The 11,734-nt window shown below is 71.6% G+C and carries 11 protein-coding genes; 5 read left to right on the top strand and 6 right to left on the bottom strand.

The genetic code is table 11. The features are described from left to right. Positions 1–4 precede the first annotated feature (4 nt). The 4 genes from ACIPSE_RS18540 to ACIPSE_RS18525 all read left to right on the top strand — a co-directional run bounded on the left by ACIPSE_RS18540 (position 5) and on the right by ACIPSE_RS18525 (position 4,798). Positions 5–1,330: a DUF2252 domain-containing protein gene (locus ACIPSE_RS18540; RefSeq protein WP_401663795.1), complete on the top strand. Its 1,326-nt coding sequence runs from the start codon at positions 5–7 to the stop codon at positions 1,328–1,330. Positions 1,331–1,433: 103 nt separating this feature from the next. Beyond that, positions 1,434–2,129 carry a hypothetical protein gene (locus ACIPSE_RS18535; protein ID WP_401663793.1) on the top strand — a complete coding sequence of 232 codons (696 nt, stop codon included), beginning with the start codon at positions 1,434–1,436 and terminating at the stop codon, positions 2,127–2,129. An 88-nt stretch (positions 2,130–2,217) separates the two neighbouring features. Beyond that, positions 2,218–3,030: a thioredoxin domain-containing protein gene (locus ACIPSE_RS18530; RefSeq protein WP_401663792.1), complete on the top strand. Its 813-nt coding sequence runs from the start codon at positions 2,218–2,220 to the stop codon at positions 3,028–3,030. 106 nt (positions 3,031–3,136) lie between these two features. Beyond that, positions 3,137–4,798, top strand: coding sequence for an alkaline phosphatase D family protein (locus ACIPSE_RS18525; protein WP_401663790.1), 1,662 nt, complete (start codon positions 3,137–3,139; stop codon positions 4,796–4,798). A gap of 64 nt (positions 4,799–4,862) precedes the next feature. On the opposite strand, the gene ACIPSE_RS18520 is transcribed toward ACIPSE_RS18525, so the two are convergent. Further along, entirely contained in the window at positions 4,863–5,432 is a 570-nt protein-coding gene (locus tag ACIPSE_RS18520; protein WP_401663788.1) for a dienelactone hydrolase family protein, read from the bottom strand. A gap of 29 nt (positions 5,433–5,461) precedes the next feature. Here ACIPSE_RS18520 and ACIPSE_RS18515 point away from each other — a divergent pair, with 29 nt between their 5' ends. Continuing rightward, positions 5,462–6,565: a mechanosensitive ion channel family protein gene (locus tag ACIPSE_RS18515; RefSeq protein ID WP_401663786.1), complete on the top strand. Its 1,104-nt coding sequence runs from the start codon at positions 5,462–5,464 to the stop codon at positions 6,563–6,565. A gap of 23 nt (positions 6,566–6,588) precedes the next feature. Here the strand turns inward: ACIPSE_RS18515 and ACIPSE_RS18510 are convergent, their stop codons facing one another. The 5 genes from ACIPSE_RS18510 to ACIPSE_RS18490 all read right to left on the bottom strand — a co-directional run bounded on the left by ACIPSE_RS18510 (position 6,589) and on the right by ACIPSE_RS18490 (position 11,327). After that, a complete protein-coding gene (locus ACIPSE_RS18510; protein ID WP_401663783.1) occupies positions 6,589–8,175 on the bottom strand; it encodes a Na+/H+ antiporter in 1,587 nt (528 codons plus the stop codon). 72 nt (positions 8,176–8,247) lie between these two features. Next, entirely contained in the window at positions 8,248–8,718 is a 471-nt protein-coding gene (locus tag ACIPSE_RS18505; RefSeq protein ID WP_401663781.1) for a GNAT family N-acetyltransferase, read from the bottom strand. Beyond that, positions 8,715–9,659, bottom strand: coding sequence for an RluA family pseudouridine synthase (locus ACIPSE_RS18500; RefSeq protein WP_401663779.1), 945 nt, complete (start codon positions 9,657–9,659; stop codon positions 8,715–8,717). Before ACIPSE_RS18500 ends, ACIPSE_RS18505 begins: the two co-directional genes overlap by 4 nt. 43 nt (positions 9,660–9,702) lie before the next feature. Then, a complete protein-coding gene (gene lspA / locus ACIPSE_RS18495) occupies positions 9,703–10,299 on the bottom strand; it encodes a signal peptidase II (RefSeq protein WP_401663777.1) in 597 nt (198 codons plus the stop codon). Positions 10,300–10,361: 62 nt separating this feature from the next. Further along, a complete protein-coding gene (locus tag ACIPSE_RS18490; protein WP_401663774.1) occupies positions 10,362–11,327 on the bottom strand; it encodes a TraR/DksA family transcriptional regulator in 966 nt (321 codons plus the stop codon). Positions 11,328–11,734 lie beyond the last annotated feature (407 nt).

Below are 11,734 nucleotides of genomic sequence, written 5' to 3'. Positions count from 1 at the left end.
AGCGATGTCGGTACCGCAGCTCAACGACGAGCACCGCGGCGAGGAGATCCTCGCCGTCTTCGACACCGCCTTCGGCGAGCTCCTGGCCGCCGACCCGGCCGCGTTCCGCGTGAAGTTCCGGAAAATGGCCGCCTCGGCCTTCGCCTTCTACCGGGGCACCGCCGCCCTCTTCTACCACGACCTGGACGCCGAGAAGCGCGGCGGCCCGTACCTGGACGAGCGCACCTCGCGCGTGTGGATCCACGGCGACCTGCACGCCGAGAACTTCGGCACGTACATGGACGCCACCGGCCGGCTGATCTTCAACGTCAACGACTTCGACGAGGCCTACGTAGGCCCCTTCACCTGGGACCTCAAGCGCTTCGCCGCCTCCGTCGCCCTGGTCGGCTACGCCAAGGCCCTCAGCGACGAGCAGATCAGCGAGCTGGTGCGGGTCTACGCCGACGCCTACCGCGAGCGCATCCACGCGCTGGCCACCGGCGCCAAGAGCGACGAGGTGCCGCCCTTCACCCTGGACACCGCCGAGGGCCCCCTCCTGGACGCCCTGCGCGACGCCCGCTCCCTGACCCGCTTCTCGCTGCTGGACTCGATGACGGAGATCCGGGACTTCGAGCGCCGCTTCGCGCCCGGCGGCGGTTCGATCGAGCTGGACGCGGCGACCCGCTACAAGGTCCTCGCCGCCTTCGACGGCTATCTGGAGACGCTGCCGGAGACCTCGCTGACCCGCCCCGACTCCTACCGCGTCAAGGACGTGGTGGGCCGCCGCGGGATCGGCATCGGCTCGGCCGGCCTGCCCTCGTACAACATCCTTCTCGAAGGGCACAGCGACGCCCTGGAGAACGACGTCGTGATCTACATCAAGCAGGCCCAGACCCCGGCCGTCTCCCGGCACATCACCGACCCGGCGATCCGTGACTACTTCCAGCACGAGGGGCACCGCACGGTGATCTCCCAGCGCGCGCTCCAGGCGCACGCGGACCCGTGGCTGGGCTGGACCGAGCTGGACGGAGCGGGCCAGCTGGTCGCCGAGGTCTCGCCGTACGCGGTCGACCTCGACTGGGGCGACATCGACGACCCGGAGGAGATCGCGGCCGTCGTCGCCGACCTCGGCCGGGCCACCGCCTCCATGCACTCGGCGGCCGACGACACCTCGGGCGAGTCCCTGGTGCCCTTCTCCACCGAGCGGGCCATCGACGCGGCGATCGCCGCCGACGAGGACAACTTCCCCGAGCTCCTGGTCTCCTTCGCGCACGACTACGGCACCCGCGCGCGTCTGGACCACCAGATCTTCGTCGACCTGTTCCGCAACGGCCGCATCCCCGGGCTGTAGACAGGACGGGCGAGGACCGCACATAACGATAGGGCCGCGCACAGGGAGTCTCAGGAACTCTTTAGGAGTCCCTTACCGGCCCGCGTGACACACTCTCCAGGCTATGGACATATCCGGGACCCCGATGCGAGCGCTCCGCGCGGCGCTGTTCACGGCATTCGTCGTGACCCTCAGCACCGCGTCGCACGTGCTCCTGTCGCGGGTCCCGCTGCCGCTCAACACCGTGGCCCTCGTCGCTGCGGGCGTGTTCGCCGTCGCCTACGCCCTGGCCGGGCGCGAGCGGGGCTTCGGACGGATCGCCGCGCTGCTGATCCCGCTGGAGCTGGCCGCCGACACCGTCCTCACCGCCGGACAGCACGTCTGTTACGGCGCGGCCGGCGGCCCCGTCGCGGGTCCGCTGCGCTCGGTGGGCTGGGACGTGTTCTGCGGCGACGGCACCAGCATCGGCAGCCCGCTGGCCCGGGTCACCGGCACCGACACCGACCACCTCGCGGGCGCCCTCGCCCACGCCGACCCGCAGGCCGCCTGGCTGCTGCTCGGCGCGCATGTCGGCGTCGGCCTCCTCGCCGCGGCCTGGCTGCGGCGCGGCGAGCGCGCGCTGGCCCAGGTGCTCGGCGCGGTGGCGGCCACGACCTTCCGCCCGCTGCTGCTGGCGGTCGCCGCGGTGACGGTCCGCCGGACGCCGGCGCCGGGCCGGCCTCGGCCCTCCGCCGGACGCCGGGTCCGCGCGGTGCGCGACCGGCTCCTCGTGCACTCCCTGGGACGGCGTGGCCCGCCGTGCCCGGCCGCCGCTGTCTGACGACACGGCCTTCCGAGCACCACCCAGTCCTCCTCTGCCCGCACACGCCGGTGTGCGCGTCCCCCTTTTTCTTTTTCGGAGATCACCCATGAGCAAGCGGAACAGCCAGGCGGCGAAGACGGCGGCCCGTGAGCGGCTGCGTCAGGAACGCGAGCGCCAGGCCAAGCGCGACAAGGTCAAGCGCCAGGCCATCGTCGGCGCCTCGATCGTCGCCGTCCTCGCGATAGCCGGCGGCATCAGCTACGCGGTCGTCCAGGGCAACAAGCCCGACTACTGGGAGGCCGCCAAGAGCGACAAGCTCGTGAAGCCGGCCAACACCACCGGCAAGAACGGCACGACCGTCACCATCGGCGAGGACAGCGCGAAGAAGACCCTCGTGATGTACGAGGACCCGCGCTGCCCGATCTGCGCCCAGTTCGAGCAGACCGTCGGCTCGACCGTCGACAAGGACGTCGAGGACGGCAAGTTCAAGGTCCAGTACGTCGGCGCCACCTTCCTCGACGGCAACCTCGGCGGCGAGGGCTCCAAGAACGGCCTCAGCGCCCTGGGCGCGGCGCTGAACGTGAGCCCCGAGGCGTTCCTGGAGTACAAGACGGCGATGTACTCCAAGAAGTGGCACCCCGAGGAGACCGACGACAAGCTCAAGGACGACGCCTACCTCATCAAGATCGCCGACACGGTCGACGCCCTGAAGAACAACAAGACGTTCCAGAACGCCGTGAAGAACGGCACCTACGACCGCTGGGCGATCGAGATGTCCAAGACGTTCGACAGCAGCGGCGTCACCGGCACCCCGACCCTGAAGATGGACGGCAAGGCGCTGACCGGCTCGGACGGCCAGAACGCCCCGATGACGGTGGCGGACTTCAACACCGCGATCGAGGCGGCGCTGAAGGCGTGACCCGACGGTCCGGGCCGAGGGCCTGACACGACCGCACGGCAAAGAGCGGGCGAACATTCACCGGTTCGCCCGCTCTTGCCAGTACTGGTCAGTAACCTGATCGCTCGTGACCAGTCGATACAGAGCACCCGGAAGCCCGAACTCCCTGTCCCCGCGCCGCCGTACGGTCGTCAAGGCCGCCGCCGCGACCGCGGTCCTGGCCGCTCCCCTGGCCGGTGCCCTCCCGGCCCGGGCCGCCGCCGACGTCCCGGCGTTCCTGCACGGGGTCGCCTCCGGCGACCCGCTCCCGGACGGCGTCCTGCTGTGGACCCGGGTGACCCCGGCCGCGGAGGCGACCCCGGGCTCGGGCCTCGGCCCGGACACGGCGGTGAGCTGGACCGTCGCCACGGACAAGGCCCTGCGGAACGTGGTGTCCCAGGGCACGATCATCGCGACCGCCGCCTCCGACCACACCGTCAAGGCGGACATCCGCGGCCTCGCCCCGGCCACCGACCACTGGTTCCGCTTCTCGGCGGGCGGCACCGACTCGCCGGTGGGGCGTACCCGCACCGCCCCGGCGGCGGACGCGGCCGTCACCGGTCTCCGGTTCGGCGTGGTCTCCTGCGCCAACTGGGAGGCCGGCCACTTCTCGTCGTACCGGCACCTCGCGGCCCGCGGCGACCTGGACGCCTGGCTGCATCTGGGCGACTACGTCTACGAGTACGGCACCGGCGAGTACGGCACCCGGGACACCGTCGTCCGGCCGCACGCGCCGGCCCACGAGATCCTCACCCTCGCCGACTACCGCCTGCGGCACGGCACGTACAAGACGGACCCCGACCTCCAGGCGCTGCACACGGCCGCGCCGGTCGTCGCCATCTGGGACGACCACGAGTTCGCCAACGACGCCTGGTCCGGCGGCGCCGAGAACCACACCGAGGGCACGGAGGGCGCCTGGGCGGCCCGTCAGGCCGCCGCCAAGCAGGCCTACTTCGAGTGGATGCCGGTGCGCCCGGCGATCGCGGGCACCACCTACCGCAGGCTGCGCTTCGGCAAGCTCACCGATCTGTCCCTGCTCGACCTGCGTTCCTTCCGCTCCCAGCAGTCGTCCACGGGCAGCGGTGCGGTGGACGACCCGGACCGCACGATCACCGGGCGCGCCCAACTGGACTGGCTCAAAGCGGGGCTGAAGTCCTCCGACACCGCCTGGCGGCTGGTCGGCAACTCGGTGATGATCTCGCCCTTCGCGGTCGGCTCGCTCTCCGCCGATCTGCTCAGGCCGCTCGCGGAGCTGCTGGGACTGCCCAAGGAGGGGCTCGCCCTCAACCCCGACCAGTGGGACGGCTACACGGACGACCGGCGTGAACTCCTCGCCCATCTGCGCGCGAACGCGATCCGCAACACCGTGTTCCTGACCGGCGACATCCACATGGCGTGGGCCAACGACGTGCCGGTGGACGCCGGCACGTATCCGCTCTCGGCCTCGGCGGCCACCGAGTTCGTGGTCACCTCGGTCTCCTCCGACAACCTCGACGACCTCCTGAAGGTCGCCGAGGGCACGGTCTCCGCGGTCGCCACGCCGGTCATCAAGCTGGCCAACCGCCATGTCCACTGGGTCGACACCGACCGGCACGGCTACGGCGTCCTGGACATCACCGCGGACCGCGCGCAGATGGATTACTACGTGCTCTCCGACAAGACGGACGTGAACGCGACCGCGTCCTGGGCGCGTTCGTACCGCACGAGGACCGGCACCCAGAAGATCGAGCGGACGTACGACCCCGTGTAGACCCCGGCCAGAGGGCCTCCGGCCCCGGTCAAAGGTCTCCGGCCTCTCTCAGAGGGTCAGAGGCTCAGAGGGACTCCAGGAAGCCGAGCGCCACCCGCCAGGTGGCCTCGGCGGCCTCCTCGTCGTAGTCCGGCAGACCGGGGTCGGTGTAGAGGTGGCCGGCCCCGGCGTACCGGTAGACCTCGACGTCGGCGCCGGTGCGGCCCATCTGGAGGTACCAGGAGCTCAGCCAGTCGTCGGTCTCGAACGGGTCGGGCTCGGCCACGTGCAGCTGGACCGGCAGCTCGTCCACGTGCGCGCTCTCGGCGATGTCGGACGTGCCGTGCAGGAGCAGCAGCCCGCGCGCCTTGTCGTCCCCGAGCGCCAGCGTCTGGGCGATCGCGGCACCGAGCGAGAACCCGGCGTACACGAGGCCCCGCTCCGAGTACGGGGCGGCGGCCAGGACGGCCCGCCTGAGCAGCTCGTCCTTGCCGATCCCGTCCTTGAAGTCCCTGGCCTTCTCCACGTCGTCGAAGGTGTGTCCCTCGAACAGGTCGGGCGTCCACACCTCGTGCCCGGCCGCGCGCAGCCGGTCCGCCGCCTCCCGCACCGCGGGGCGGGGACCGAACGTCGAGTGGAAGAGCATGATGTTCATGAGCCCATCGTGCCAGTACGGTCGGACCCATGGAGAACGTGCTGCGCCCGCTGATCGTCGTGGGCGGCTCGGTGGTCCTCTCCCTGCTCATCGGGTGGGCCACCGATCTGCTCTTGCGCAAGGCCGACGCACGGCACGGCGAGACCCCCTTGTGGGGTCTGCTGCGCCGCGGCCGGATCCCCTACCAGCTCGTGCTGTTCGCGGCGATGCTCAGAGGCTCCTACGACCAGGCGCGGCTGCTGGTGGAGCACCGGGTCGGCATCGGCCGGACCCTGACGCTGATCCTCATCGGTTCGGCGGCCTGGCTGGTGATCCGTATCGCGGCGGCGGTCGTCGAGACCTCCTACGCCCGCTACTCGCGCGCCCAGCGCGACGCGGCCCGCGTCCGCCGGGTCAGGACCCAGGTGACGTTGATCACCCGGGTGGTCACCGCGGTCGTCGCCGTCGTGGCCGTCGCCTCGATGCTGCTGACGTTCCCGGCGATGCGCGCCGCCGGCGCCTCCCTGCTGGCCTCGGCCGGCATCATCGGCATCGTCGCCGGTGTCGCCGCGCAGTCCACGCTGAGCAACATGTTCGCCGGGTTCCAGATCGCGTTCGGCGACATGGTGCGGATGGGCGACACGGTCGTGGTGGACGGCGAGTGGGGCACGGTCGAGGAGATCACCCTGACCTTCCTGACCGTCCGCACCTGGGACGAGCGCCGGATCACCATGCCGGTCTCCTACTTCACCTCCAAGCCCTTCGAGAACTGGTCCCGCGGCGGCGCCCAGATGACCGGCACCGTCTACTGGCACCTGGACCACTCGGCGCCCCTGGACGCCATGCGCGAGCAGCTCCGTGACATCCTCCGGGCCTGTCCGGCCTGGGACGGCCGCGAGTGCGGTCTGGTCGTCACGGACTCCACGCCCAACACCCTCCAGGTCCGGGCGCTGGTGACCGCCAAGGACGCGGACGACATCTGGACGGTCCGGGTGACCGTCCGCGAGCAGATGATCCACTGGCTCTCCGCCCACCACCCCTACGCCCTGCCCCGGGTGAACACGGCGGACGCGGCCCTGCCGCCCGGTGTCGTCGACCCCACCCCGGACGACGGCCCCCGCCGCGCCCACGAGCCCCCGAGGTCGACCCGCTGACCCCGGGCCCGGCGTCCGCGGCCTCAGCGCAGGCTGCGGACGTCGAGGTGTCGCAGCACCCGGTCCACCACCTCGGGGTCGGCGCCGGGTTCGCTGCGCGCGGCGAGCACCTCGTGGCGGGCCGCGCTGAGCATCTCGCCCTGGATGCGGCGCACCCGCTTGAGGCGCTGCACCCGCTTCTCGTGGGCCTCGCGCCGCTCCTCGTCGCCCATGTCGGGGCTGATCCGCACACCGATGTCCAGGGCGCGGCGCAGCATCTGCTCGGAGAGTTCGTCGGGCAGTTCCTCGACCGCCTCGATCTCCTTCAGCCGGCGCTTGGCGGCCTTGGCGGCACGCACCGCGAGGGAGCGCTCGAACTCCTTCTCCCGCTCGGTGTCGGCCTCCACCCCGAGCCGCCGCACCAGCCAGGGCAGGGTCAGCCCTTGCAGGACGAGGGTCGCCATGATGACGCCGAACGCGATGAACACGATCTCGTCCCGGTCGGGGAAGGCCGAGCCGTCGTCCGTCGTGAGCGGGATCGCGAGGGCCAGCGCCACGGAGGCCACCCCGCGCATCCCCGACCACCACATGACGACGGTCTCCCGCCAGCTCGTCGGGATCTCCTCGTCGACGTCCCGCTTGGCGTGCAGCCGCTTGGTCAGCCAGGTCGCCGGCAGCAGCCAGGCCAGCCGGACGAACACGACGACACCGACGATCGCCGCGGCCCAGCCGAGCATCTCGCCCCAGCGCCCGGACGCGGTCCGGATCGCGTTGTGCAGTTCGAGCCCGATCAGCCCGAAGGCGACCCCGGTGACGAGCGTGTCGACGATGTCCCAGAAGGTGTGCCCGGCGAGCCGGGTGGCCACGTCGTCGGCGTCGGTGGAGTACTCGGCGAGGAACAGCGCGGTGGTGAGCACCGCCAGCACCCCCGACCCGTGCAGCTCCTCGGCCAGCACGTAGGAGGCGTACGGCACCAGCAGCGTCAGCCCGATCTGGAGGGTCGCGTCGCCGAGCAGGTCCATCAGTCTGTTCGCGCACCAGCCGAGCGCGACACCCATGACGACGGCGACGACCGCGGACAGCACCAGTTCGAACGCGGCCTCCCCGACATGGAAGGAGCCGCTGACGGCCGCCGCGATGGCCACGTGGTACAGCACGATGGCCGTCACGTCGTTGAAGAGGCCCTCGCCCTCCAGGATCGACACCAGCCGCCGCGGCAGCCCCAGTTGCCCGGCGACCGCGGTCGCCGCGACCGGGTCGGGCGGCGCGACCAGCGCCCCGAGCGCCACCGCGGCGGCCAGCGGCAGCCCCGGCACGATCGCGTGGGCGACGACCGCCACGCACAGCGTGGTGACGAACACCAGCGCCACGGCCAGCAGGAAGATCGGCCGGACGTTGGCCGCGAACTGCCGCCAGGAGGTGCGCCGTACGGCCGCGTACAGCAGCGGCGGCAGCAGGAGCGGCAGGATCAGGTCCGGCGGCACGTCGACGTTCGGCACGAACTCCAGCAGCGCGAGGATCATCCCGAGCAGGGTCATCAGCACCGGCGCCGGGAGCCCGAACCGGTCCCCGACCGGGACGCTCACCACGGCCCCGACCAACAGCACGAACAACAGCGCCAACTGATCCACGCTCAGGCTCCGGCAGGCTAGACGATCGACGACCCCCGGCTGCCAGCCTGCCACGGCGGCCGGGCCGATCGGCTACAGCGCGCGCCGCATCCCGCGATGCGGGATGCCCGCCTCCAGGTACTCGGGGCCGTACGCGGTGTACCCGAGCCGCTCGTAGAACCCGAGGGCGTGCGTCTGCGCGTGCAGATCGACGGCCGCGAGCCCTCGCGCGCGGGCCGCGTCCTCGACGGCCCGGACGAGGGCGACGCCGACGCCGAGCCCCCGTGCCTCCTGGGTGACCGCGAGCCGCCCCAGCGAACCCAGCGTCAGGTCGCCGCCGGTCTTCGCCGCGCACGCCTCGCCGTGCAGCAGCCGCCCGGTGCCGAGCGCGACCCCGTCGTCCCGTACGGCCAGCACATGCAGCGCGATGGCGTCGTAGGAGTCGTACTCCAGGTCCTCGGGGACCCGCTGCTCGCGGACGAAGACCTCCTTGCGCACCCCGAAGCACAGCTCACGGTCGGCGGGGTCCTCGGCGACGCGGACCGTGTACGACGGCGGGGTCACGCGTAGGTCTCCTCGCGGACCAGGTCCAGGGCCTGCTGGAGGTCGTCCGGGTAGCCGCTCTCGAACTCCGCCCACTGTCCGTCGCCGGGGTGCTCGAAGCCGAGGCGCACCGCGTGCAGCCACTGCCGGGTCAGACGCAGCCGCTTGGCGAGGGTCGGGTCGGCGCCGTAGGTGAGGTCGCCGACACAGGGATGGCGGTGGGCGGCCATGTGGACGCGGATCTGGTGGGTGCGGCCGGTCTCCAGCTTCACGTCGAGCAGGGAGGCCGCGCGGAACGCCTCGATGAGGTCGTAGTGGGTGACCGACGGCTTGCCCTCGGCGGTGACGGCCCACTTGTAGTCGTGGTGCGGGTGGCGGCCGATGGGCGCGTCGATCGTGCCGCTCGTCGGGTCCGGGTGGCCCTGGACGAGGGTGTGGTAGCGCTTGTCGACCGTGCGCTCCTTGAACTGGCGCTTGAGCGACGTGTACGCGTACTCGGACTTGGCGACGACCATCAGCCCGGAGGTGCCCACGTCGAGGCGGTGCACGATGCCCTGGCGCTCGGCGGCGCCGGAGGTGGAGATCCGGTACCCGGCGGCGGCGAGCCCGCCGATCACGGTCGGCCCGGTCCAGCCGGGCGACGGGTGGGCGGCCACCCCGACCGGCTTGACGATCACGACGACGTCGTCGTCGTCATGGATGATCTCCATGCCCTCGACCGGTTCGGCGACGATCTGGACGGGCGCGGGCGCGCCCGGCATCTCGACCTCCATCCAGGCGCCGCCGTGCACGCGGTCGGACTTGCCGACCACGGAGCCGTCGACCTGGACCTTGCCCGCCGCCGCCAGCTCGGCCGCCTTGGTGCGGGAGAAGCCGAACATGCGGGAGATGGCGGCGTCGACGCGCTCGCCCTCCAGGCCGTCGGGCACGGGCAGGGTACGGATCTCGGGAATCGTGCTCACCCGTCGAGTATGCCGGACGGCTCGGACACTCCCGAACGCGTGCTCAGTCCTTGTGGACGGTCCCGTCCGGGTCCAGCCCCTTGAAGGACAGGAGAACGATCAGGATGCCGCCGCAGACGATCGCCGAGTCCGCCAGGTTGAACACCGCGAAGTGCTTGGGCGCGATGAAGTCCACGACCGCCCCCTGGAAGACCCCCGGCGAGCGGAAGATCCGGTCGGTGAGGTTGCCGAGCGCACCGCCCAGGAGCAGACCGAGCGCGATGGCCCAGGGCAGGCTGTAGAGCTTGCGGGCGAGCCGGGCGATCACCACGATCACGGCGGCGGCGATGACGGTGAAGATGACCGTGAAGGCCTCGCCGAAGCCGAAGGCCGCGCCCGCGTTGCGGATGGCCTCGAACTTCAGCCAGTCCCCGACGATCTCGATCGGCGCGTGGTGCTCCAGCTTGGCGACCACGATCATCTTGCTGACCAGGTCGAGGACGTACGCGAAGGCGGCGACGGCGAACAGCACGGCGACACGCCGCCTGCCCCGGGGCCGGGACTGCTCGCCGGCGTCCGTCCGCCCGGCCGACTGCTCCGGCTCGGCCTCGCCCCCCTCGGGGGTTTCCGGCGTACCGATCATGCGCTCCGCTTCGGCCACGTGAGTCCCTCAACCTTAGGTACCTGACTGAGGACGAGGGTACGGCACGCCTGTGACCGGGATCAGTACCGGCGTTCCTGCTTCTGCTTGCACTCCACGCACAGGGTGGCGCGCGGGAAGGCCTGCATGCGCGCCTTGCCGATCGGATTGCCGCAGTTCTCGCAGAGGCCGTAGGTACCGGCGTCCAGGCGCTCCAGGGCGCGCTCGGTCTGTTCGAGCATCTCGCGCGCGTTGGCCGCCAGGGCCAGCTCGTGCTCGCGCGTGATGTTCTTGGTGCCGGTGTCGGCCTGGTCGTCGCCGGCGCCGTCGCCGGAGTCGCGCATCAGGCCCGCGACGGCCTGCTCGGACGTGGAGATCTCCGCGCCGAGCCGCAGCGCCTCGGACTGGAGCTCGGCGCGCGCGTCGGCGACCTCCTCCGGGGTCCAGGGGTCCTCGCCGGGGCGGACCGCGAGCTCGCCGGGCTCCGCCGCGGCGACGCGTGCCTTGGGAACGGCGCTCTTCGCCGCCGTGGCCGTGCCAGGAGTCTTCTTCGCAACCACCGTCGTGGCTCCCGTCTGCTCCGCGGTCCGCGCCGCGGCCGCCTTCTTCGCCGACTTCACCGACTTCTCGACCTGCTCGGGCTCGACCGCGCCCGACTCGGTCCTGTGCGCAGCGCCTTTCCTCGCGGGGGCCGTCTTCCGGGCGGCGGCCTTCTTCGCGACCGCCTTGGCCGCCGTCTTCTTCGTGGCCGCCGTCTTCTTCGTGACCGTCTTGCCCGTGGCCGCCTTCCTGGCGACCGCCTTCTTCGTGACCGTCTTCTCGGCGGCCTCCTGAGCCGCGCTCTCCTCGGTGACCGATTCGCCGGTGACCGGCTCCTCGGTTGCAGTCTTCTTCGCGGCGGTCTTCCGTGCCGCGGTCCTGGTGGCCGCGCTCTTGGTCCGCGCGCTCCCGGTGGCCGCCCCCACGGCCTTCCTGCCGCTCACGTCCTTGGCCGCGGCGCCGGAGCTGCCCGACGCCGACTGCTGTGCGGCGGTCTTCTTAGCCACCATGGCCGCGGCCCCTTCACACTGTGTGATCTTGCACGCGAATCGTGCTGGGACGATAAATCGACTTGAGTCCCGCGGCAACGGCGCGCACCGCACGATTCGCCCGCCCCGCGCATGGCACGCGCCAGGCATGCAAGCGTTGTGCCCAGCTCCCCGCCGGGTAATCCGCCGGACGCGGCGTCCCAGAATCCGAACACCCGTACCGCTCCATTCGGGTCATCGCACGCCGTCCGCCATCCCGGCCCGCCACCCGCCGCCGGGGCCGGGAAATCCGGTCGGCCGTTGTCCGTGCGGCGCCGTACACTGGGCGGAGCGAGAAGCGTGGATGGGGACGAGTAGCGGCGTACGCAGCCCAGAGCGACCCGGGGACGGTGGAAGCCCGGGGGCGAGCACGACGTGAAGATCACCCC

Origin of the sequence: Streptomyces sp. NPDC090106 (genome assembly GCF_044747265.1) — a bacterium.
Taxonomy (GTDB): Bacteria; Actinomycetota; Actinomycetes; order Streptomycetales; family Streptomycetaceae; genus Streptomyces.
The sequence above is the reverse complement of the archived record's forward strand: the minus strand, read 5'-3'. Positions and strand labels throughout refer to the sequence as shown.